This window comes from Parapedobacter flavus (assembly GCF_035818675.1).
Taxonomy (GTDB): Bacteria; Bacteroidota; Bacteroidia; order Sphingobacteriales; family Sphingobacteriaceae; genus Parapedobacter; species Parapedobacter flavus.
The window spans coordinates 161,869-186,045 of the sequence record NZ_JAYKZZ010000016.1; the positions used below are offsets into that span (position 1 = coordinate 161,869).

Below are 24,177 nucleotides of genomic sequence, written 5' to 3' on the forward strand. Positions count from 1 at the left end.
GCTGGAAGCGGATGGCTGCCAGCAAATAGCTGAAAAAGGAATGGCTGAAGACGTTAAATTCAAGGTAAGCATTGACGGTATCCCGGTGGAGGTTTCCCCCGGGACGACGATATTGAATGCTGCACGCGCAATCGGTGGCGACGTTGTGCCGCCGGCCATGTGCTACTATTCTAAGTTGGAAGGTAGTGGTGGGAAGTGCCGTACCTGCTTGGTAAAGGTAAGTAAAGGGTCGGAAAAGGACCCGCGGCCTATGCCCAAATTGGTCGCCTCATGCCGCACCACGGTGATGGATGGGATGGAAGTGCAGAATATTACCTCACCGGAGGTGTTGGAGGCACGCAAAGGCGTGGTGGAGATGCTGTTAATCAACCACCCGCTTGACTGTCCTATATGTGACCAAGCCGGCGAATGTCACCTGCAGGACTTGGGCTATGAACACGGCCTGGCAGATACCCGCTACGAGTTTGAACGGCGCACATTTGATAAAATAGACATCGGCGACAAGATACAGCTACATATGACACGCTGTATTCTGTGCTATCGTTGCGTGATGGTAGCCGACCAGCTCACGCCAAAGCGTGTGCATGGTGTTTTGGGTCGCGGCGATGCCGCTGAAATTTCTACTTACATCACAAAGGCGGTAGACAATGAATTTTCTGGCAATATGATCGATGTATGCCCGGTCGGCGCACTGACGGATAGGACATTCCGGTTCAAAAACCGCGTGTGGTTTACCAAACCGGTTGAAGCCCATCGCGATTGCCCCACATGCAGTGGCAAGGTGACCCTATGGTATAAAGGAGAAGAAGTGTTGCGGGTCACGGCGCGAAAAGATACCTACGGCGAAGCCGAGGAGTTTATTTGCAATACCTGCCGGTTTGATAAAAAGTCGACAGCAGATTGGGTAATCGATGGTCCACGCACGGTGAAACGGACGTCTGTCATTTCGGCAAACCACTACGAGCTGTTGACCCCGCCGCCGGTGGTCAAGGAGAACTTGGCCTTACAGGAGGCTAATAAAGACCAGTTTGACCGTGCGGAGCGGTTACTACCATAGCATTAACGAGCCCTTCGGGGTTTAGAAAAATTGGAAATACAGTATATGGAACTCGCGTTTGTCATTGAGAAAGTAGTATTAGTGAGCCTGATTTTTGTGATCACGCTGGTGATTGCGATGTATTCCACGTTGGCCGAACGTAAGGTAGCCGGTTTTATGCAAGATCGCTTTGGGCCGGATCGCGCTGGCCCTTTCGGTATCCTCCAGCCACTGTGCGATGGTGGCAAGTTCTTCTTTAAGGAAGAAATCATTCCTGCCGGCGCACATAGGTCGTTATTTATCCTCGGGCCTACCATTGCCATCATTACTGCTTGTATAGGTAGCGCAGTTATTCCCTGGGGGCAAACACTCACCATCGGTGAACGGGCAATCGAACTACAGGTAACGGATGTCAATATCGGCGTATTATATATGTTCGGCGTGGTTGCGCTCAGCGTCTATGGTATTATGCTTGGAGGATGGGCATCCAACAATAAGTTTTCGTTGATGGGGGCCGTTCGTGCTGCGTCGCAAAGCATCAGTTATGAGCTGGCCATGGGCCTTTCCTTGATCGCCTTGTTGATGGTTACCCAGTCGCTTTCATTGAAAGAGATTGTCGAGCAGCAGTCGGGGTTTGTGAACTGGAATATATGGGTACAACCGTTGGGCTTCCTTATTTTCCTCATCTGCTCGTTCGCGGAATGCAACCGCGTACCGTTCGATTTGCCTGAGTGCGAGACGGAATTGATCGGTGGCTACAACGTAGAATACTCATCCATGAAACTCGGCCTCTATATGTTTGCCGAGTATATCCATATGTTTGTCTCGTCGGCACTGATGGCCACGCTTTATTTTGGGGGGTATAATTTTCCCTTCATGGATGCGCTGGGCCTCTCCCAGAACTGGATTACCATCATCGGCGTCGTGGTGTTTTTTGCCAAGATATTCGCCTTCATCTTTTTCTTCATGTGGATCCGGTGGACACTGCCCCGCTTCCGCTACGATCAGTTGATGAACCTGGGTTGGAAAGTATTGATACCCTTGGCTATCGCCAATATTGTGTTGACCGGGGTGATTACCATTATCAATGATACATTTTTTTAACGAAATTTGGTTAGGGGAAACGATATGCAGTCTTTAAGCAACAGAAAAAAGGTATTGGAACAGAAGCCCATGAACTTCTGGGAGCGTATTTACCTCCCGGCGATTTTCAAGGGACTGGGCATTACCATCAAGCATTTTTTCAAGCCTATACCTACTGTGAAATATCCGGAGGAAGAGCGGCCATATTCGAAAAATTTCCGCGGACAGCATTCGCTGAAGCGCGATGAGGATGGAAGGGAGCGGTGTACCGCTTGTGGATTATGCGCGCTCTCGTGCCCCGCCGAAGCCATCTCCATGATTTCTGCCGAGCGCCAAAAAGGCGAGGAGCACCTCTATAGGGAAGAAAAGTATGCCGCTGTGTATGAGATTAACATGCTTCGTTGCATCTTCTGCGGTCTTTGCGAGGAGGCGTGTCCCAAGGAAGCCATTTACTTGGATGGCCCCCACGTAACGGCCGACTACCTCCGCAAGGATTTTATTTATGGCAAAGACAAATTGGTGGAACCCCGGTTTGACTTTACGGAAAAACATGAACCCACGGCCTAGTCCGCTGATAACCCTTACGAAAACAGCATGAGCGTTTTTTATTTTGTGGCTTTTTTGTCTATCTTCTTTGCGCTGATGACCATCTTTACTAAGAATCCGGTGCACAGCGTACTTTACCTCGTTATTACGTTTTTTACCTTTACGGTGCATTATATTCTCCTAAACGCGCAGTTTCTCGCGGTGGTCAATTTCATTGTTTATATGGGGGCCATCATGGTGCTGTTCCTTTTCGTTTTGATGCTGCTCAACCTCAATAAAGATACCGAACCCCTCAAGTCCAATCTGGTGAAATTCATGGGTGTCATTGCAGGGATGTGTTTATTGGTAACGCTAGCCGCATCATTCCGTTTACTGGAGGTGTCTGATCCTGTAGTGCTGAAAAACCCCGACATCGGACTGGTGTCTAATCTGGGAAAGGTATTGTTTAGCGATTTCTTGCTGCCCTTTGAGATATCCTCGATATTATTGTTGACCGCCATGGTGGGCGCGGTACTATTAGCCAAGAACGATCCAAAAAAAGCATAAATGGAAACTATCGTACAAAATATACAGGGTGTACCGCTCAATCACTATATCCTGTTTTGTAGTATTATTTTCGCAATCGGCGTCATGGGCGTGCTTATACGCCGTAATGTCATCATCATCATGATGTCTGTCGAATTGATGCTCAATTCTGTGAACTTGCTGCTTACCGCGTTTTCGGTGCATCACGGCGATCCGGCCGGACAGGTGTTTGTGTTTTTCATCATGGCGTTGGCTGCTGCCGAGGTTGCGGTAGGTTTAGCCATCATCGTGATGGTATACCGGAATACCCGTTCAGTGGATATCAATGCGCTGAACCGCTTGCGGGGGTGATTTTGATGCGATGATGTGTCGATTTGATGATTTGAACGATTAACAAAAGATGATAGATTTAATTTGGTTGATCCCGCTTTTGCCACTGATTGGTTTTCTAATCAACGGCGTGGGCAGGAATGCGTTGCCTAAATCGTTGGTTGGGCTATTGGGTAGTGGCGTGGTGTTGGCCTCCTTTCTGTTGAGCTGCGGCGTATTTGCGGAGGTATATGCGGCCCGGCAAGCCGGTGAATCCGCAACATTTATCCATTCCATTTTCGAATGGATTACCGCTGGTAGCCTGAGCGTTTCACTTTCCTTCTTGGTCGATCCACTGAGTGCCATTATGCTGCTCATTGTCACCGGCATCGGTTTTCTCATCCACGTCTATTCCATTGGTTACATGAAGCACGATGCGGGATTTGCGAAATTCTTTGCATACCTCAACCTTTTCGTCTTTTTCATGCTGCTATTGGTGCTGGGGTCAAACTACGTGGTCATGTTCATCGGCTGGGAAGGGGTTGGCCTATGCTCTTACCTGCTGATTGGCTTCTGGTTTAAGAACAAGGAGTTTGCCAGCGCAGGAAAGAAAGCCTTTGTGATGAACCGCATTGGCGATTTGAGTTTCCTCATTGCCGTATTCTTGATATTCAACACCTTCGGTACGTTGGAGTTTACAGGCGTATTTTCGCAGGCGGCCGGTATGGCCATGGGCGATACGACATTGTTGCTGATTACGTTGCTACTTTTTGTTGCTGCTACTGGTAAATCGGCCCAGATACCGCTGTTCACCTGGTTGCCCGATGCTATGGCCGGCCCAACGCCCGTGTCGGCATTGATCCACGCCGCTACGATGGTTACCGCCGGTATTTACATGATTGCTCGTTCCAACATCCTGTTTACGCTTTCGCCGATTACCATGCAGGTAATTGCTGCTATTGGCATCTGCACGGCTTTGTTGGCGGCCGCCATCGCTATTACACAAAACGACATCAAGAAGGTGCTAGCCTATTCCACCGTATCACAATTGGGCTATATGTTTCTGGGGTTAGGGGTAGGTGCCTTCACGGGTGCCTTTTTCCACGTCATTACCCACGCCTTTTTTAAGGCGCTGCTGTTTTTGGGTGCTGGATCAGTGATCCACGCCATGAGCGATGAGCAGGATATGCGCAGTATGGGTGGTTTGAAAAGGCACTTGCCCATCACGTATGCAACTATGCTGGTTGCCACGATTGCCATTGCGGGCATACCGCCGTTATCTGGCTTTTTTTCTAAAGACGAGATACTTGCCCATGCGTTTGCCGAGAATAAATTGCTGTGGGTGCTTGGATTCATCGGTGCGCTATTCACGGCGTTTTATATGTTCAGGATGCTCTCGCTGACGTTCTTCGGCAAGTTCAAGGGTACGGCTGAACAGGCCAGCCACTTGCACGAGTCGCCAGCTACGATGACAATACCCTTGGTTATCCTCGCTGTGTTCGCAGCCGTAGGCGGTTTGCTTAATGTGCCATCAGCGCTGGGTGGGGGGCATGCCTTGGCCGACTTCCTTTCGCCGGTATTTGCTGATTCCGTCGCGGTAACGGGGGCATTCCATTTAGACCACAGTACCGAGTACGTGCTCATGGCTGTTTCTGCAGTCGGGGCAATCGTCATGGCGGTATTTGCCTATCGGAAATACGCAGTTAAGGGCATCGTTCTGGAGTCAGACGATGCACCGCGTGGACTGCTCGCACGGCTTTCTTACCATAAATTTTATGTGGATGAACTATACGATGCCATCGTTGTACGCCCACTTAATGCGCTATCGGTATTCTTTTACCGTATCGTAGACAGGGCAGGCATCGATGGGTTGGTTAATGGTTTGGGAAAACGTGTGGGTGAGTCGGGCAACGGAATTCGGCTGTTGCAGACCGGCAACGTGGGTTCCTATATCTTTATGATGGTCATCGCCGTTGTGGCGCTTTTGGCCTATGGTTTTTTTAACGGTTAATCGACGAAAGTTATATCGCGTACATGGACAATCTATTTATACTACTCTTAATTCCGGTCCTTGGAGCTCTGGCGCTCGCTTTGGTACGGCAAGCGCGTACGGCCAAGCAACTGGCGCTGCTGGTGTCGCTGCTTTCCTTAGCGCTCACCATCCCATTTTTAGTTAACTTCGTTCCGGATGCTAGTATGCAGTTTGAGCAGCGGTTTGCATGGATACCCGCATTCGGCGTCCACTTCCATATCGGCATAGACGGCATCAGTTTGCCCCTGGTGCTGCTTACCAATGGGCTTATCCCCTTGATTATCCTTTCTGCGTTCAATCATGATTACAAAGGTGGTTTCTATGCACTAATATTGTTTATGCAGGCCGGGCTGCTACTCGTTTTCACTGCCCTAGACGCATTCGCATTTTACGTGGGCTGGGAGGCGGCGCTGATTCCCATTTATTTTATCTGCGCCCTATGGGGTGGCGAGAACCGTGTCCGTGTAAACATCAAATTCTTCATTTATACCTTTTTCGGAAGCCTGTTGATGCTTATCGCCATCATCTACCTGCACGTGCAGGTGCCCTCGGGCGACTATGAGCTTAGTTCGTTTTACCAGCTGGCGCTCGACAGTGGTACGCAGCGGTGGATTTTCTGGGCGTTCTTCATTGCTTTTGCGATCAAGATGCCGATTTTCCCCTTCCACACCTGGCAGCCTGATACCTATACCGAGGCACCGACTGCAGGCACGATGTTACTGGCGGCGATCATGCTCAAAATGGGTGTGTACGGCCTTATCCGGTGGCTGATCCCCATTGCTCCGCTGGGTGTGGCCGCCTACGGACAGTTGGCCTTGGTACTGTGTGTCATCGGGGTAGTCTACGCATCCGTCATTGCGTTTAAGCAAGGCGATGCGAAACGGCTGATAGCCTATTCGTCTATCGCACACGTAGGCCTCATTGGGGCCGGCGTTTTTGCGTGGAATGTACAGAGCTTGCAAGGCGCCATCATCCAGATGGTCAATCATGGCATCAGTGTGCTGGGGCTGTTCTTTGTTGTAGATATCCTCATCCGCCGGTTGGGCACGCGCGATTTGGGTGCTATGGGTGGAATCGCGAGATCGGCACCGGCACTGGCGATTGCGTTTTTAATAATCGTGATGGGTGCCATCGGTCTGCCGCTTACCAACGGCTTTGTCGGTGAGTTTCTGTTGCTGATCGGTATTTATCAGTATGGAATCTGGTATGCCGCCTTCGGCGGACTTACCATCATTCTTGGCGCTGTCTATTTACTACGGATGTACCAAAAGGTGATGTTGGGTGAGACGAATGCCCAAACAATCGGTTTTGCCGACATAAAAGGAACCGAATGGGTGGTGCTGGCGGCGGTTGTGGCGCTGGTGATTGGGATCGGCGTATACCCGAAACCATTGCTGGATATCTCCGAGGCGGCCGTTACGGAGTTGGTCGAAAAGATCAGTTTGGTCAAATAAAATGAAAGAATACACCTTCCGGAAGTGATTACGGAAGGACTAAGATAATAATCGAAACATGAGTGCAATCATTACGCTGTCTTTGTTAGCCATATTGGTGCTGTATCTGGGGTTGTTTAAAGCTCAGAAGGCGCTGCTGCCGGTGTCCTTGTTTGGCCTTGTCACCGCGTTAGGATGCTATGGCGTGCAGTGGGGTATAAGCGCCGAGCCGCTGTATAGTGGTATGGTATTGTTTGACCATTTTGCCGTGGCTTTCTCCGTGGTGTGCGTGGTGTTAACCGCATTGGTGTTGCTGCTATCCAAAGATTATTTCGACAAATCGAGCCCCCATGTGGCCGAGTATTATGCCCTTATCCTATTCTCGCTGACGGGTGCGGCGTTGGTGGTTTCCTTCCATAATCTGGCCATGCTGTTTATCGGTATCGAAATCATGTCTGTTGCGCTGTATATCCTCGCGGGCATCCGTAAGAAAGATTTTGCCTCCAACGAGGCGGCGCTGAAATACTTTCTGATGGGTGCGTTTTCCACCGGTTTTTTATTGTTTGGTATTGCGCTGCTTTATGGCGCCAGTGGCTCATTCGACTTGGCCGCCATCAAGGAATATGTAGTATCCAATCCCCACGAGATATCTCCGCTGTTTTACGCGGGTATCTTGTTGTTGATTGTTGGACTGGCGTTTAAGGTGGGTGCTGCACCGTTCCATTTTTGGACACCAGATGTGTATGACGGTGCGCCGATACTGGTTACGATATTTATGGCAACGGTGGTCAAAACAGCAGCCTTCGCGGGCTTCCTGCGTTTATTTTATTTCTGTTTTGTGCCGTTGCAAGATTTCTGGATGCCGGTACTATTGGTGATGACTATCATCACGCTGTTTGTCGGTAATATTACTGCCATTGTACAGCAGAGCGTGAAACGGATGTTGGCCTATTCGAGTATTTCCCATGCTGGATATTTGCTTTTTGCTATTGTGGCCATCGGTGCAACCTCTGCCGACTCAGTACTCTTCTATGCCACGGCCTACTCCCTGTCCACCATCATCGCTTTTGGCGCCCTCATCTTAGTAAAGCAAGCAACTGGAAGCGAACATTTCGAGGCATTCAATGGCTTAGCCAAAAAGAACCCTTACTTAGCGTTGGCCATTACCATCGCGATGCTGTCATTGGCGGGGATACCACTTACCGCAGGCTTCGTGGGTAAGTTCATGATGTTCTCGGGCGTATTGGCCGATTACCAGGTGCTATTGGTCGTACTCGCCGTTATCAATGCCGCCATGGGCATTTTCTATTATTTCCGTGTTATCGTGGCGATGTATTTCAAACCGATAGACCGCAATACCGTTGTGGTTAGTGTCCCATACACGGTCGTATTTTTCCTGGCGGCACTGATCACGCTATTGCTGGGCGTTTACCCCGCGTGGTTCACTGGCTTGCTATAAATGTAGCGACAGTAAATCTCCGGTGGCATTGCATCTATCCTACAAAGCCACTGGAAATTCTTGTTATTTCGACTTATCGGGGAAACTGGGTATCGGTGGTACGCCTGTGGTACCTCCATCAGCGAGTTTATCCAGTAATACACTGATGCCGCGCGCAAGTTGTGCATCGTTACCCTTGTACTCCTGATAAGGATCATTGATCACCTCGATGTCCGGATGTACGCCCTCGCCTTCAATAATAAACGACGAACCATCGGCAGCAAAATGTGCGAACTCTGGCTTACGCATATCGCCGCCATCGATAAATGGCAGTGAACCGCTGATGCCCACTACCCCGCCCCAGGTGCGTTGGCCGATGAGGGGCCCGATGCCGTAATACTTGAACTGCCAAGGGAACAGGTCACCGTCCGACGCCGAGTACTGGTCGATGAGGCATACCTTCGGTCCCACATGTGCATCGGGTTTGATGGAGGCTGTTTTGCTGTTGCGCCGCATGGTGCCCAGTCCGGGTTTGCGTAGCAAGCGCTCGATGATCATCGGCGAGACATTGCCCCCACCGTTCCCTCGGTCGTCAATGATAAGGGCTTCCTTGTCCAACTGCGGGTAAAAGTAGCGGGCGAATTGGTTAAGTCCTTCCGGCCCCATATCAGGGATATGTACGTACCCGATACGGCCATCGCTTGCGGCGGTGACTTTTTCCATGTTCTGTTGTACCCATTCGTGGTAATAGAGTGCCGACTCATCGCTGATGGGTTTCACCAATACGGTGCGGGGTCCCTGGCCCGACGATGCCGCGCTGAGCTCCATCTCCACCAGTTGACCTGCCTTGCCGACGAGCGTCTGGTAAATGTTATCCACGTCTTTCATCGGGGTGCCGTTGACGGCGACGATGTATTCACCTGCGTGAGCATTTACGCCTGGCGCGCGCAGCGGCGACACCAGCTCTTTGTTCCAGCTTTGACCGGAGAGTATGCTGTCGATGCGGTAGTTGCCGCTCGCATCGCGACTTAACCGGGCACCCAATAGTCCCATCTGTATCCGGTTTACGTCGGGCCGGTCGCCACTATTCACGTATGCATGGCCAATGTTTAGTTCGGCAATCAGCTCGCCGATGAGGTAGGTGAGGTCATCGCGATGATTCACGAATGGTAACAATGGTGCGTATTTATCATGCATTGCTTCCCAGTCTACGCCGTGCATATTTGGGTCGTAGAAATAATCCCGCATTTGGCGCCAGCTCTCGTCATAGATTTGTTTCCATTCCGCTTTCAGGTCTACCGTTACTTTCATTCCGCCCAGATTTACTTTGTTGGAGGGCGTTATTTTCGACTTGCCTAGGTTTTCGATGAAAAATCCATCGCCATTACGGATTAGAATTTTCTTGCGGTCCGTCGTTACACTATAATTCCCGAAACTGCCGATGTCGGTTTCCTTTTTATCTTTGAGATTGAAAAATTTAAACCCGCTGTTGCCTCGTGCTCGACTGGAGTAGTAGAGGCCTTCGTTGGTGGCCACGAGCCGGTAGTAGGAGCCCGGTGTTACCGGAAGACTCTCGATGCGGTCGGCCAACCCTTCTTCATCCACCGTTACGGTATCGTCATTTTTCGAAGACGCCTTCTCTTTCGTGTCATCATCCTCTTTTTCGCCGCCCTCATCATCATCATCCACCACTACCTCGTCACTTTTTTCGGCAAACGGCGATTTGCTATTTGCGCTTAACCGCACGAAATACGGACGGCTCATATCGTTATACACATGGTTCCACTCCGTGCTACCATATGTTGGGCTGAAATCACGCTGCGATACGAAATATAGCAATTTTCCGTCGGGGCTGAACTCGGGTTGGCCACTGTTGTACCACGTGTCGGTTACCGGGATGGTTTTCTCGCTGTCGAGGTTGAAAAGGTTGATGACCGTAAACTCGCGGGCACGGCCGGGAAGGGTGTAAGCGACCCACTTGCTATCTGGTGCAAAGGTATATGAACCAACCGTACCCTCGTCGGCATGTGCAATCAACGTGGTGTTGCCCGACTGCACATCGACGGCATAAAGGTTTTGGCTACGATCGCCGTATAGCAGGTATTTGCTGTCCGGGCTCCACACAGGGGTGAACTTATAGGCCCCGCCATCTTTGGTGAGTTGTTTGGCAGGCGCTGTTCCGTCTTGCCGCTGGATGTATAGTTCGTCTTCCCCAGTACGATCGGAGATGAAACTTATCCAACGTCCATCGGGGCTCCATCCCACGTTACGGTCGTGTGCGCCGCTACTTTGTGTCAGGTTACGGGTCACTCCAGTTTTGGCCGGCACGGTGAATACGTCGCCACGTGCGCCGAACACTACCCGCTTGCCATCGGGAGCGAGGTCAGCACTGTATACAAATTCGGACGCATCCACTTGCCTGGAGCGGCCGGACGCGAAATCTTCTGCGATGGTGATGTGCAGTTGTTCGGTTTGGCCGGTGAGTAGGTTGTGGAGATAAATGTAACCTCCATTTTCGAAGACGATCGCATCGCCGCCCAAAGCAGGGAATTTAACATCGTAGTCGGTGAAGTCCGTAACCTTCTTGGTTTGCTTGGTGTGGGTATCGTAGACGTATAGGTTAGCTATGCGCTCACGGTCGCTCACAAAATAGATGTTGTTTTTATGGTACATCGGGAAAACATCCTGTGCAGGGTTATCGGTCAGGTTCTTGGTCGTTCCCGTTGCGGGGTCTACCAGCCAGATGTCGTCGGCCATCCCTCCACGGTAGTATTTCCAGGTCCGGAATTCACGGAATACGCGGTTCATCGCCAGCATGGTGCCGTCGGCGTTGTAAGATGCCCAGGAGGCCACCGAAAAAGGCAGCTCTCGGCTTAGGTCCCCGGTGAGTGGCGCGAGGTACAACTTGCCCTTAAATGCATTGAACGATGTCCCGCGGCCTCGGTAAATCACATGTTGATCGTCAGGCGTCCAACCCATGACGATGTTGTTGGGGCCCATTCTGTCGGCTACATCATCACGGCCGAGTGTCGCGGTATACGTGATGCGTTTGGGCTCACCACCCTGCGCCGGAATAACAAATACCTCGGTATTGCCATCATACTGGCCAGTGAAAGCAATCTTTTTGCCGTCGTGGCTGAATCGGGCAAATAGCTCATATCCAGGGTGGCTGGTGATGCGCCGGGCCATCCCCCCTTCGGTCGATGCTACATAAAGGTCGCCCGCATATGTAAATGCCAGCTGGTTGCCATGAACGGCGGGAAAACGAAGCAAGCGCGCTTCTTCTTGCGCAGTGGTGACCAAAATACAGCACAGTAGGGCAATGAGTAAATTGATTTTCTTCATGAGATGCGATTACGTTTTAAATCAATTAAAGGTACAGGGACCGAAGTTAAGAAAATCATTTTCAAATTAGGGAGGCAGGGGTGTGGGCTTGACATAAAAAAACCGTTCCGACTTGCGTCGGAACGGCCGCCCCAATGGGGTTAGGGGCTATCAACCTAAACCTATCTGAGTAATAGCGAAAACGGTGCCAAAAATTGCCGGAGGCCGAAAAATTTTCTTTTTTTATCCGCCACTGCCCATTCGTTATCGCGCTGGTGTTTCGTCACAGTTGGCTGCGCGTTATTTTGCCCTTAATAATATACAGCCGAACGATGGCGGCTTTGTCGATAACCGTGTCACCACTATATGCTGGATTGCTTGCCCGAAGAATAATTTTCTCGGCCTCTTCATGCTGATGAAGCAGTTTTACGGTAATCATACTATTGGCGCGTTCGTCAGTAACGACGAGGTAGGCTTCCCCCCACAGGATGACATCACGGTTAACGACTTCTTTTACGGCGATGATCTCACCATTGACAAAGCGCGGAAACATGCTGTCGCCATAAATTGGCAGGTATGCCGCGCAGTCATTGAAAGGACGGTAGTTTACATAGTACTCGGGTACGCTTTCGCTGAAGATATCGATGAACCCCGCTTGCAACTGGGTAAGTTTGACGTCAAAAAAGGGTACACTTTCCTCATTGCCTGCCGGCTGTGGCTGGAACGTCTTCTTATGGTAGGGTCGTACTTTAAGAACCTTATCGCCCTTCCCTGTATGGAGATAATTTGGGTTGATATTGTAATATTCGATAATATCTTTGGCGAGCCGCTTGCCTATATTGCGCTTATTGTTTTCAATGGACGAGCCGTTATTAAAGGCCTTCATTAATGGGCTGTAGAACTCTTCTACCGTCATTCCCAATGAATTCCGGACCTCCTTGAGACGAGGGCCAACTTTTTCCGATTGTAAATCAATGGATTCCACGATATTTTTCATTTTACTCCAATTTGATATTGAAAACTTATCTAAAGATAGTATCTTTGATGTGTTGCGATAGCAAGATACAAACTTAAAGAACTTTGCAGGGTATACAATTAAAAAATCAAGGCCATACGGCTTTAAAAAATTCCATTGACTGTGACAGAAATAGATAAACCATTGCAAACGCAGCCCATTTATCAGGCTGAAAAACCGACCACCATGGATATCGATCTCAATAATCTTACCGCAGCGCAACAGGTTGCGCTGCGCCGGTTGGCAAAAGAACTTACCCACCGACTGGCTACCGAGTTTATCTTTTGTTTTGCATTGCAACGATACGAGGCACAAAGTATACATTGCTTTGGCCCTAAAGTCGATAAAAATTGGTTCCGTACGGATATCCTCTTGGTATATAATGATAGCGAACAACGCAGTCTTCCCGAGATTCATCATCTTGCCAATAGTGTAACGCTGGAAGATCACCAGTATGCCGCAGTGGTGATGGCCTACAGCGAGGCAATGCAACAACTCACCAATGGCGATGCGTTTGCCGGTACGGTGTTTCAGCATGGGGCACTGCTTTATAGTGGCATGAATACGCTGCCTCCGCGCAAGGTGTTCGTGTGCCACGAAACACTACTGCGGCAAACCCGGGAGGGCTGGCGGTGTTGGTTTAATAACAGTTGCCAGTTTATGGACTGTGCCAGTTATTGTCTGATGGAGCACAAATTCAATATGGCCGTATTCATGGTGCACCAAAGCGTGGAGCAGGCATGTAAGGCCATGCTTAAGGTGATGTTGTACATGCGGCCCAACACCCACAACCTGGCGTGGATGCTTAAACTGTGCAGTGCGTTGGCTCCCGAAATCGCCTCGGTGTTTCCGCGGGATAACCCAGAAAACAAAGCACTTTTCAATCTGCTCAAAAGCAGCTACATGGATAGCCGGTATGCCGCTGGGTTCGCGGTAAACGAGGAGCAGGCTTGGGCGCTGTATTACCGCGCTTCCACTTTGCTGCGGATTGCAGGCGAGTTGTGTAATAAGCGGATAGCAGAACTAGAGGTATGGGTGGGGGAATCACAAGCATCGATGGCTTCTTCACCTTTGATGGCGACCGTGCCTATTAACTAACGGTTTTCGCTCATCAGTCTGTTAGCTTCACTGGTTAGCTGGTGGGCCGCGTCGCTTAGTCGTTGGGGTCCCGTCGACCATCAACGGGTTGACGGCCATAGCGAACTGTCCCTGTGGCTAGCTCGTCGTTAGCCAGTACAAATCAGTCTTATCTTTTACAGGGGTAACACCTTGCACTCCTCTAATTTTTATGTACTTTTAGCGCTCATTTTGACTAACGTTACATGAGTACAGCAACGACGACTTCCCTGCAAAGTGCAGTATATAAAAAATACCATGAGCTCTACGGCGGCACACCGTTATTGGTGCGTTCCCCGGGCCGCGTGAACCTCATCGGTGAACATACCGACTACAATCAAGGACTGGTGCTTCCGGCAGCGATAGATAAAAACATCATCGTCGCCATCGGTGAGCGCGATGACAACGTTATCCAGCTGCATGCACTAGACCAGCAGGAATCTTATCATGCCAACCTTGATGCACTGGATCGGTCACCGCTGCTGTGGCCGGATTATATCCTCGGTGTCGTGCAGCAATTGCAGCAGCGCGGCCACCGTATGGTGGGCTTCAATTTGGTGTTCGGAGGCGATATTCCACAAGGAGCGGGGCTCTCGTCGTCGGCCGCATTGGAATGTGCCACCGCCTTCGCATTAAATGAGCTATTCGACCTAGGCATACCCCGTCTGGATATCGCCCTGACAGCACAGGCCGCTGAGAATGAATTTGTCGGCGTAAAATGTGGTTTGATGGATCAGTTCGCCAGTGTTTTCGGACAGGAACAACGGCTCATCAAGCTAGATTGTGCCGACTTCTCGTACGAGTATATCCCGTTCAACAATCCCGACCTGTGCATCGTGCTGTTCGACACCCAAGTGAAACACTCACTGGCATCGTCGGCCTACAACGAGCGCCGCGAGCAATGCGAGCACGGTGTCGCATTGATTCAGCAGCACCACCCGCACGTGAAAAGCTTGCGCGATGCAACCCTTGAGCAGCTGGACGAACACGTGAAACCGATCGACGCCACGGTGTATAACCGTTGCCATTATGTCGTTTCGGAGATCAAACGGTTACAAGACGCGTGCGACGATCTGAAAAAGGACGACTTTACCACATTTGGCAAACGCATGTTTGAGACTCACGATGGACTCCAGCACCTGTATGAGGTGAGCTGCGATGAACTGGATATCCTGGTAGATCTTGTGCGCGATAATGATGCTGTACTGGGTGCGCGCATGATGGGTGGCGGGTTTGGTGGCTGCACCATCAATTTAGTGAAGGTTAACGCCGTACGTGGTGTGGTCGATGCCGTTACCGCCGCCTACAACGAAAAAACAGGCCGGACTGCCCAAGTATATATTGCCAATATATCCGCCGGCACGAACGTGATTTTGGATTAACGCAATAACCCCGACGATGATGCCCTACAAACTACCCAAAGAAGACGATTTCGAACACGAGATCAGCGGACAGCCCACACACCTTGTTAGGCTGCAGAACAACAGGGGAATGGCCTTAGCCCTTTCCGATTACGGTGCCCGTATCGTGGGACTTATCGTGCCCGATAAAGATGGCAACCCCACCGATGTAGTCTTGGGGTTTGATAATATACAAGGGTACCTCACTGCCAACGAGATTTACCACGGCGTGACGGCGGGGCGGTTCGCGAACCGCATTGCGAATGGTCGTTTTGCCATTGAAGGTGAAACGTACAGCATACAGCCGAACAATGGCCCAAATGCACTTCATGGCGGGGCAGGTGGTTTCCATACGCGTGTGTGGGATCGGCGTGTGGTCCATCGCGAAAAGGCAGATTTTTATTATGTGGCCGCCGATGGGGAGGAAGGGTTTCCGGGCCGGCTTTCCGTCATGGTAAAGTACCGCCTTACCGATGACAATGAGCTGGTCATCACCTACCGTGCTGAAACGGATAAGCCTACTGTAATTAACCTCACCAACCACGCGTTCTTCAATCTCAATGGTGAAGGCAACGGCCATGTGCTGGATCATGTGCTATCGATAGCAGCTGATAGATATCTGCCCTGTGACGAATACCAAATACCAACAGGCGAATTGGCCGAAGTGGAAGGAACACCTTTTGATTTTACCACGGCCAAGCCGATTGGGAAGGACATCAGCCGAGAAGACGAGCAGTTGCGGATTGGTCATGGTTACGACCATAACTACGTGTTGCGTCCAGCAACGGTGAACACCGGCGCGTCAATAGCTACGGTGGTGTCCCGGCTTACCGGGATTTGCATGGATGTGCATACCACCGAGCCGGGTGTGCAGCTTTATACGGGTAATTTTCTGACGGGTAAGGACATCGGAAAGCAAAGCAAACCCTATGGAAAATACGGGGCTTTTTGCCTCGAAACACAGCATTTCCCCGATGCACCCAACCAGCCGGAATTTCCGAGTACGTTGCTGCTGCCGGGACAGGTGTTCCAATCGGAAACTATCTACCGGTTCTCGGTCGTGAAATAACAAGTGCGTGCAAGAGGCAACACTTAGTTGTCAACAAGTAGTGCGTTTAATGCGCCATGAATGCGGTCGAAACCGAAACGCTCCACCATGCCTTCAAACGCTTGCCGGATTTCTGCCGTACACAGGTTGCCTATGCTGCCCGCGTGGGTGTGATTCACCGCTTTCTGGGGACTGAAGCTGCCATCTTCAATGGCCAAGCCGATGTTGCGGTACGCTTCGCGGAACGGAACGCCCTTGAGTACTTCTTCATTAACAACTTCAACGCTGAATAAATAATCGTACTTGGGATCGTCGAGGATGTTCTTTTTGATTTCAATGTGCTCAAGCATAAACGTAGTGATCTCCAAGCACGCATTGAGCGACTGGAACGCCGGGAACAGGTTCTCCTTGAGCAGCTGCAGGTCGCGATGGTAGCCCGATGGCAGGTTGGTCGTCATCAACGCAATTTCATTCGGCAATGCTTGTATCTTGTTGCACCGTCCGCGTACTAGCTCAAACACATCCGGATTTTTCTTGTGCGGCATGATGCTCGATCCGGTAGTAAGGTGGTCGGGGAACGAGATAAACCCGAAATTCTGATTGATATAAAGGCACACGTCCATGGCGAACTTGGCCAGGGTAGCAGCGATGGCACTCATGCCCTGTGCCAGGATACGCTCCGTTTTGCCCCGCCCCATCTGCGCGTATACTACATTATAGTTGAGGTCGTCAAATCCGAGCAGGTCGGTTGTCATCCGGCGATCGAGGGGAAATGAAGAGCCATAACCAGCGGCAGACCCCAGCGGGTTTTTGTTGCATACCGTCCATGCGGCGTGCAGCAACGCGAGGTCGTCTACCAAGCTCTCGGCATACGCACCGAACCACAGCCCGAAAGACGATGGCATGGCGATCTGCAAGTGGGTGTAACCCGGCAACAACACGGTCTTGTGGGTTTCGCTTAGTGTGGTAAGCCGATCGAAAAGGGCTTGCGTGTGTTTAACAAGCGTTTCAATTTCCGTACGGAAATACAGCTTAAGGTCTACAAGCACTTGGTCATTGCGCGACCGGCCGCTGTGGATTTTTTTGCCCGCTTCGCCGACTCGTTGCGTAAGCAACAGTTCCACCTGCGAATGCACATCTTCCACTCCATCGTTTATCGTAAATACGCCGGAAGCTACCTCCTTATACAGCTCTTGCAAGCCAGCCTGAACGGCGGCGAGGTCCGGTCCATCCAACAAGCCGATACTGTGCAACATACGCGTATGGGCCAGCGAACCCAAAATATCGGCCGCCGCAAGCTGTAAGTCAAGCTCGCGGTCATTGCCTACGGTAAAGCGGTCCACAAAAGCGTTCACGTCCGTATTCTTTTGCCAAATCTTCATTTCTAGCTAAAATCTAATTCAACGCCAAACTTAGTAAAATGCTCCGTATTCATACGCATGGTGATGTTAATTTCATCGTATACCAACGATGGCTGTTGCCACGGTGCGGTATGAGCGCCTTCGAAATACACCGAATAACTGGGTTGATTTTCTTGCAGTGAGTGTTTACTCACTTATTTTTAAAAAAAAGCTTTGCCGGTATCGTTTATATTGTTACGTTTGTAACCAACAAAGGGGAAAATGGGTTGATTCAAACGCCTTTAGCCTTGGTTAAATAAGGTGAGTGAATCATGAATTACTCGATATTGTAAACATAAATTAGTGGTAGACATCCGGGTCTTAAAACTGGAGAAACACGCTAACTGATTATAAACCTATTTTTTTTGATGTTTAATTTTAAGCAAAAGAGACGGCGCTAAGATGAGGGATTTGGCGTCGTTTTTTGCTATACCATGGTCTTGTGGGTGTGCGGCGTCAATCAGTCTCTGCGCGTAGCCATCCGGCGCCTTACCTTACTTAAGAATTCGGGAGTCATACCGAGGTATGATGCGATATAATGCTGCGGCACCCGCAAAGCAATCTTCGGGTATTGTTTAATAAACTCGATATAACGCTCTTCTGCTGTTTTGGCAATAGTGCGGATTAGTCTACGCTCCACGGCCGAGAGGTGTCGCTGGATCATCAGACGGAATACACGTTCAAATTGCGGTACGCGAGCCAGCAATTCCTCCTTACGGGCCGGGTTAAGTGTGAGCAGCTCACTATCTTCAATCGCCTCGATGTAAAGCAGTGAGGGTGTGCGGTCATGGAAACTGCCGATGTCGCTCACCCACCAGTCTTCCACCGAAAACTGTAAGATGACCTCGCTGCCGTTTTCATCGATATAAAACGTACGTAGGCAACCACGAACAATGTACGCCTCAAAATTGCAGATTTCGCCCTCACGGAGCAGTAGTTGCTTTTTCTTGATTGACTTGGGTTTGAGGAGATCATTGAATACCGCCATATCTTCGGGCGAAAAGACGCCGCAGCGATTGACGTAATCATTGATGGCTGTAAACATGGCTTAAAACCCTACGCTTTTCAGCCGGAGGCCGGCGGTTTCATCCAAGCCCGTGATGAGGTTCATATTTTGCACGGCCTGGCCGCTGGCGCCCTTGAGCAGGTTGTCTACAATACTGGTGATAAGTAATTTGCCATCATGTTTTTCAATCTGCAAAATGCACTTATTTGTGTTAACGACCTGTTTGAGGTCGATGTTGGAGTCGCTGATGTGTGTAAAAGGATGTTCCGCATAGTATGCCCGGTAATGCTCGCGCGCGTCGTTTTCACTAAGGCTACAATCCAAGTAAACCGCCGACAGGATGCCCCGCGGGAAATTGCCGCGCTGGGGGATGATGTTAATGCGCTGCATGGCCCGCTTTAGCAGCGGTTCATCCCCCTCCGGAAGGAAACCGGGCTGCAACTGCGTCAGCGATTCGCTAATCTCCTGTAGGTGCTGGTGCGAAAACGCCTTGTATATCGACAGGTTGCTGGTACGCCAGCTGAAATGGGAGGTGGCCGTTGGCCGTTGCCCTGCGCCTGTTGAGCCCGTAGTGGCGTTTATATGGATTTCGTTGGTGAGCAGACCTGCGGCCGCCAGTGGTAGCAGGGCTAACTGGATGCCTGTGGCAAAACAACCGGGATTGGCAACGTATTGGGCCGACCGGATAGCATCACGCTGCAACTCGGGGAGGCCATAAACGAACGATTGACCTTGGTACTCCCTGTTCGCACCCAGTCGATAATCCTGCGAGAGATCGATGATTTTTACGTGTGGGGCAATTGCGTTGGCTTCCAAAAATTTACGCGCGTCACCATGGCCCACGCAAAGGAACAACACATCGATGTTACTATGGTAGGTGTCGGAAAACCGAAGGTCGGTGTCGCCCAGCAGGTCGGTATGCACGTTAGATACTTTATTGCCCGCATTGCTGCCGCTATGGGTAAACACAATATCCACCTGGGGGTGATAGATCAGAATCCGTAACAATTCACCCCCGGTATAACCTGCCGAGCCGATAATGCCTATTTTTATTTTATCCATCTACCTGCCTCCATTTACTTTATGCCAGATAGATACCTGGTTGCCGAAAATCTTCGAGAAACCTTTCACATCATCCCCGCTCCAGGTATTGTTCATCTCGCCGTAGCTGCCAAAAGCATTAGACATGAGGTCATGTGTGGACTCGATACCGATTATGGTGAATCGATAAGGATGTAATTCCACGAATACTTCACCCGACACTGTTTGCTGAGCATTTTGCAGAAATGCCTCGATATCGCGCATCACGGGGTCATGCATTTGTCCCTCGTGCATCCAATTGCCGTAAAATGCAGCCAGCTGGTCTTTCCAGCTCAGCTGCCATTTGGTCAGCGTATGTTTCTCAAGTGTATGGTGTGCCTTGATGATGATCAGCGGTGCAGCAGCCTCAAAACCCACCCGGCCCTTGATGCCGATAATCGTGTCGCCCACGTGGATATCACGGCCGATGCCATACGGCTGGGCAATGGACTGTAACTCCTGGATAACCTTCACGGGGCCAATCCGGCGACCATCCAGTGCTACGGGCTCGCCATTTTCGAAGGTCAGCACCAGGCGGCGTGGAGCCGTCGCCGTCGCCGGCGTGGGCCATGCCTCTTCGGGTAGTGTTTCGTTGGAAGTCAGGGTTTCCTTTCCGCCAACCGACGTGCCCCAGATGCCCTTGTTGATGGAATATTTGGCCTTTTCCGCATTAAATTCCACGCCGTGCTTATGGAGGTACTCGATCTCTTCCTCGCGGCTCAATTTAAGGTCGCGGATGGGCGTGATGATCTCTACGTTGGGGATGATGGTGTTGAAAATCATGTCAAACCGCACCTGGTCGTTGCCCGCGCCGGTACTGCCGTGTGCCACATATTCGGCACCTATCTTTTTGGCGTAGTTTGCAATAGCTGTCGCTTGGCTCACCCGTTCGGCACTGACCGAAAGGGGGTAAGTGGCGTTTTTTAGCACATTGCCAAAAATGAGGTATTTAATGCTGCTGTCGTAATAGTTTTCCGTTTCATCAACCACGACGTGCGATTTGACCCCCAGCGCATAGGCGCGCTTCTCTATTTGCTCAAGTTCTTCCGCAGAAAAACCACCGGTATTGACAATCACCGAATGAACTTCCAGTCCACGGTCCTTGGTTAGGTAAATACAGCAAAACGAGGTGTCCAGCCCTCCACTAAACGCTAATACGACTTTCTTCATCTATCTATTGGTTTCAACTATTTAACTTATATGGTCTTCGGATGCCGGGCAACAAATGCTGTGACCATTTTCTTGGTCGACTTCCAGAGTTTGGCTTCAATCCGTTTCAACAGCGAAGATTTCTTCGTGATCTGTTTCAGCCGCTCCTTGGCTTTGGCTTTCATTTCAATCCGTTCACGGAGTTCCTTTTCTTTTTCCACCGGATCCCAGAGCATCGCCGTACACATGCAATTTTTACGCTGCTTCATCGTCAGGATGTCATAGTTTACACAACTTTGGCAGCCTTTCCAAAATTGCTCATCCTGCGTCAGCTCCGAATAGGTTACCGGCTCATAACCCAAGTCGGAATTGATTTTCATGACCGCCAAACCGGTGGTGAGCCCAAATATCTTTGCTTTGGGGTATTTTTCCCTGGAGAGGTCGAAGATACGTTTTTTTATGGCCTTAGCCAACCCGACCTTCCGGAATTCCGGATTAACTACCAGTCCGGAGTTAGCCACAAAGTCGCCATGGCTCCAGGTTTCGATGTAGCAAAATCCGGCCCATGCCTTGTCCAATTTGCGCAGTGCAATAACCGCTTTGCCCTCGCGCATTTTGTTAGCTACATACTCCGGGCTGCGTTGGGCGATACCGGTACCACGGGCCTTGGCCGATTCTGCCATCTCGTCGCAGATCTGCTGAGCGTAATCGACGTACGCTTCGGTAGCTGGGATAATATTAAAGTCTGAGAGTTCCATTGGAATAACGACCCCGAAAATTGGAAACAAACCGTCTAGGTTGTGTTTCGCTGTTTAAATAACTTAATAATAACATGGATTAATCGGTACGGATGGACTTCTTATCGTACACCTATCGGAGAGGTATGCCCCTTATTAAGCCCGGGGCAATATGGGTCGTCGGAACCGGAGAACCGGTCTTTCGGCTGTTGACAGTTCACAAAAAAAGCACATCGCGCGATGCTCGAAACAAGGCGCGGCAGATAGAGCTATTATATTTTTTGTGTTCATCCTATTTGTATCCAGCATTGCGCTGCAATTAAGGTGCCAAATATAATGAAAATATTTTAAATTAATCATCGCTTTTTTGTGTTTTTCGTATTCATATATTTCCGATTTGCCGATAGCGAGAATGCAAAAAACAAAAATGTACGAAAACAAGCAACAAATTTACGAACTTTGCGGCATGACAGGAACAAGTTGGTTTTTCATCTTGATTTTCGCGATACCCCTTATTGCCTTCCTCATATGGCTGATGAAGCAAGATCGTCGAAAGGGGATTTGGGGCATTATCATTGTAACGCTGCTCGTTATTGGCGCAGTGGCCGCCTCGATCAGGGCGAGTAAAAATGCCGTCCAGAATTTTGAGGAACGAAAAAAGGAAGCCCAGGAAAAAAGTACCCCTGCGGTTAAGCCATGACAGGCCATTAAACCTTTTGTCCAAATTGTCATCAAAGAACAAACGATACGCTGAAGCACACAATCAAAAATTTAGCTAAGTTTGCCCAGCACACTAAAATAGAATATCCTATGGCGTTTTCGAAATTGCGCAGCGCACTCCTCATCATCCTGTTTCCTATATTTTCTTTCGGACAGACAAAAGACACCCCGCCGGCAAACTGGTTTAATCTCGACTACGAACGTGACGGCGTAATGGGTATAAGTACCGAAAAAGCATACGAAGAATTGCTTAATGGTAAGAAAAGTACCCCTGTAGTGGTGGCTGTCATCGATGGCGGCGTAGACGTAAACCACGAGGACTTGAAAGATGTCATTTGGGTCAATGAGAAAGATAGTGCCAACACAGGAACGGACGAAGACGGCAACGGCTACATCAACGACAAGTACGGGTGGAATTTCATCGGCAACGCCAATGGAGAAAATGTCCATTACGATAACTTGGAAGTGACTCGCCTTGTCCGGGACCTCGAACCCCAATACGTTTCGGTGTTGCCCAGCACCCCGATGAGCGGTGAAGAACGGAGGGAGTTTGCCGAGTATCAGAAAATGGTCACCTATTACGCTAACAAAACACAGGAGGCCCGCTTTGGCCAGGTGAGCTATACCGGCCTAAAACGCATGGTCGACACGATGGTAGCCCGGATTGGCAAAGAGAACCCGACTCTGGCCGATTTTGATAATTACAAGGCGGAGGGCGACCTCGAAAAGATGGCCCTGCGTGTTGTCAAGAAGGAATTAAAAGACGAGCCCGACTTTAGTGTGTTTTACAAAGACCTTGAAGACGGAGTGGAGCATTTTAACAATCAGGTCAATTACCATCTTAATAAGGACTTTGATTCAAGGCATATTGTGGGGGATGATTACGAAAACAGCCGCGAACGCTATTATGGCAATGCCGATGTAACCGGACCGGATGCCGACCACGGTACGCATGTGGCGGGTATTATCGGTGCTGTACGTTCCAACGATATCGGTATAAAGGGTGTGGCAGATGATGTGCGCATCATGGTACTGCGTACGGTGCCCAACGGCGATGAGCGCGATAAAGATGTGGCCAACTCCATCCGCTATGCGGTAGAGAATGGTGCGAAAGTGATTAACATGAGTTTCGGCAAGGCCTTCGTAAAGGACAAACAGGTTGTTGATGACGCCGTCCGGTTTGCTATCGAAAACGACGTACTCCTAATTCATGCCGCCGGAAACGACGGTCAGGATAATGATGCCAATCCGAATTTCCCCAACCGGAACTTCGTCGATAGTCTGGGAATTAATAAAGGGGAAGCAACGGCGTGGATAGAAGTGGGCGCATCGCAGTGGAACAATGATAATGAACTTGTAGCCTCGTTTTCCAATTATGGCCGCCGGTCGGTCGATGTGTTCGCTCCTGGGGTGAAAATCCATTCTACCATGCCCGAATCTACTTATAAAGACCAGCAAGGTACCAGTATGGCGTCTCCTGTTGTTGCCGGTTTGGCCGCACTAATACGCTCTTATTATCCGCAACTGCCCGCCGTAGAAGTGAAGCGCATCATCATGCAGTCCGTTACCCGGGTAGATCAACGCGTAAAAGTGTCGGGTCCCGACGGGCGCAATATGCGGGTATCTATGAATGACATTTGTGTGACCGGTGGTATAGTTAATGCATACCGTGCGGTGCAATTAGCGGAGCAAACGGTTGAAGGTCTGAAGAAAAAATGAATGTGGACTGTTGTTTAGGCATACTAATTTGTTGGTGAAGGCGTTATATACCATATAACTA

20 protein-coding genes are annotated in these 24,177 nt (G+C 50.1%); 13 read left to right on the plus strand and 7 right to left on the minus strand.

Translation table 11 applies throughout. The annotated features are described in order from the left end of the window. The first annotated feature begins 40 nt into the window (after positions 1-40). From U9S71_RS13950 to U9S71_RS13985, 8 genes are read left to right on the plus strand one after another with little or no spacing between them, the layout of a single operon-like run. On the plus strand, positions 41-1,057 hold the full coding sequence (locus tag U9S71_RS13950; protein WP_326328124.1) for an NADH-quinone oxidoreductase subunit G: 1,017 nt from the start codon (positions 41-43) through the stop codon (positions 1,055-1,057). Positions 1,058-1,102: 45 nt separating this feature from the next. Further along, complete coding sequence (nuoH, locus tag U9S71_RS13955; protein ID WP_326328125.1) at positions 1,103-2,140, plus strand: NADH-quinone oxidoreductase subunit NuoH; 1,038 nt, start codon at positions 1,103-1,105, stop codon at positions 2,138-2,140. Positions 2,141-2,164: 24 nt separating this feature from the next. Next, positions 2,165-2,686, plus strand: a complete 522-nt coding sequence (locus U9S71_RS13960; protein WP_326328126.1) for a NuoI/complex I 23 kDa subunit family protein — start codon at positions 2,165-2,167, stop codon at positions 2,684-2,686. A 27-nt stretch (positions 2,687-2,713) separates the two neighbouring features. Continuing rightward, a complete protein-coding gene (locus tag U9S71_RS13965; protein ID WP_326328127.1) occupies positions 2,714-3,211 on the plus strand; it encodes an NADH-quinone oxidoreductase subunit J family protein in 498 nt (165 codons plus the stop codon). Continuing rightward, positions 3,212-3,541 carry an NADH-quinone oxidoreductase subunit NuoK gene (gene nuoK / locus U9S71_RS13970; RefSeq protein ID WP_326328128.1) on the plus strand — a complete coding sequence of 110 codons (330 nt, stop codon included), beginning with the start codon at positions 3,212-3,214 and terminating at the stop codon, positions 3,539-3,541. Between the two features lie 49 nt (positions 3,542-3,590). After that, positions 3,591-5,510 (plus strand): NADH-quinone oxidoreductase subunit L, encoded by a 1,920-nt coding sequence (nuoL, locus tag U9S71_RS13975; RefSeq protein WP_326328129.1) that lies wholly within the window; start codon positions 3,591-3,593, stop codon positions 5,508-5,510. Between the two features lie 23 nt (positions 5,511-5,533). Continuing rightward, complete coding sequence (locus tag U9S71_RS13980) at positions 5,534-6,985, plus strand: complex I subunit 4 family protein (RefSeq protein ID WP_326328130.1); 1,452 nt, start codon at positions 5,534-5,536, stop codon at positions 6,983-6,985. A 58-nt stretch (positions 6,986-7,043) separates the two neighbouring features. Beyond that, a complete protein-coding gene (locus tag U9S71_RS13985) occupies positions 7,044-8,423 on the plus strand; it encodes an NADH-quinone oxidoreductase subunit N (RefSeq protein WP_326328131.1) in 1,380 nt (459 codons plus the stop codon). A gap of 63 nt (positions 8,424-8,486) precedes the next feature. Here the strand turns inward: U9S71_RS13985 and U9S71_RS13990 are convergent, their stop codons facing one another. Together U9S71_RS13990 and U9S71_RS13995 are read right to left on the minus strand one after the other, a co-directional pair. After that, on the minus strand, positions 8,487-11,747 hold the full coding sequence (locus U9S71_RS13990) for a S41 family peptidase (RefSeq protein WP_326328132.1): 3,261 nt from the start codon (positions 11,745-11,747) through the stop codon (positions 8,487-8,489). Between the two features lie 262 nt (positions 11,748-12,009). Continuing rightward, positions 12,010-12,723: a S24 family peptidase gene (locus U9S71_RS13995; RefSeq protein WP_326328133.1), complete on the minus strand. Its 714-nt coding sequence runs from the start codon at positions 12,721-12,723 to the stop codon at positions 12,010-12,012. A gap of 141 nt (positions 12,724-12,864) precedes the next feature. Between U9S71_RS13995 and U9S71_RS14000 the strand changes: the two genes are divergently transcribed. From U9S71_RS14000 to U9S71_RS14010, 3 genes are all read left to right on the plus strand, one after another. Next, on the plus strand, positions 12,865-13,839 hold the full coding sequence (locus U9S71_RS14000) for a HEPN domain-containing protein (RefSeq protein WP_326328134.1): 975 nt from the start codon (positions 12,865-12,867) through the stop codon (positions 13,837-13,839). 224 nt (positions 13,840-14,063) lie between these two features. Further along, positions 14,064-15,239, plus strand: coding sequence for a galactokinase (galK, locus tag U9S71_RS14005; RefSeq protein ID WP_326328135.1), 1,176 nt, complete (start codon positions 14,064-14,066; stop codon positions 15,237-15,239). A gap of 16 nt (positions 15,240-15,255) precedes the next feature. Continuing rightward, positions 15,256-16,326, plus strand: a complete 1,071-nt coding sequence (locus tag U9S71_RS14010; RefSeq protein WP_326328136.1) for an aldose epimerase family protein — start codon at positions 15,256-15,258, stop codon at positions 16,324-16,326. A 23-nt stretch (positions 16,327-16,349) separates the two neighbouring features. On the opposite strand, the gene argH is transcribed toward U9S71_RS14010, so the two are convergent. The 5 genes from argH to U9S71_RS14035 all read right to left on the minus strand — a co-directional run bounded on the left by argH (position 16,350) and on the right by U9S71_RS14035 (position 21,698). Further along, positions 16,350-17,687 carry an argininosuccinate lyase gene (gene argH, locus U9S71_RS14015; protein ID WP_326328137.1) on the minus strand — a complete coding sequence of 446 codons (1,338 nt, stop codon included), beginning with the start codon at positions 17,685-17,687 and terminating at the stop codon, positions 16,350-16,352. A gap of 478 nt (positions 17,688-18,165) precedes the next feature. Further along, positions 18,166-18,750 carry a Crp/Fnr family transcriptional regulator gene (locus tag U9S71_RS14020; protein ID WP_326328138.1) on the minus strand — a complete coding sequence of 195 codons (585 nt, stop codon included), beginning with the start codon at positions 18,748-18,750 and terminating at the stop codon, positions 18,166-18,168. 3 nt (positions 18,751-18,753) lie between these two features. Then, the gene (gene argC, locus U9S71_RS14025; protein ID WP_326328139.1) at positions 18,754-19,773 is read right to left on the minus strand and encodes an N-acetyl-gamma-glutamyl-phosphate reductase; all 1,020 of its coding nucleotides are present in this window, start codon (positions 19,771-19,773) and stop codon (positions 18,754-18,756) included. Continuing rightward, positions 19,774-20,961 (minus strand): argininosuccinate synthase, encoded by a 1,188-nt coding sequence (gene argG, locus U9S71_RS14030; protein WP_326328140.1) that lies wholly within the window; start codon positions 20,959-20,961, stop codon positions 19,774-19,776. A 26-nt stretch (positions 20,962-20,987) separates the two neighbouring features. Continuing rightward, on the minus strand, positions 20,988-21,698 hold the full coding sequence (locus U9S71_RS14035) for a GNAT family N-acetyltransferase (protein ID WP_326328141.1): 711 nt from the start codon (positions 21,696-21,698) through the stop codon (positions 20,988-20,990). Between the two features lie 391 nt (positions 21,699-22,089). Here U9S71_RS14035 and U9S71_RS14040 point away from each other — a divergent pair, with 391 nt between their 5' ends. Both U9S71_RS14040 and U9S71_RS14045 read left to right on the plus strand, forming a co-directional pair. After that, positions 22,090-22,377 carry a hypothetical protein gene (locus U9S71_RS14040; RefSeq protein ID WP_326328142.1) on the plus strand — a complete coding sequence of 96 codons (288 nt, stop codon included), beginning with the start codon at positions 22,090-22,092 and terminating at the stop codon, positions 22,375-22,377. Positions 22,378-22,487: 110 nt separating this feature from the next. Next, entirely contained in the window at positions 22,488-24,116 is a 1,629-nt protein-coding gene (locus tag U9S71_RS14045; RefSeq protein WP_326328143.1) for a S8 family peptidase, read from the plus strand. Positions 24,117-24,177: the final 61 nt, after the last annotated feature.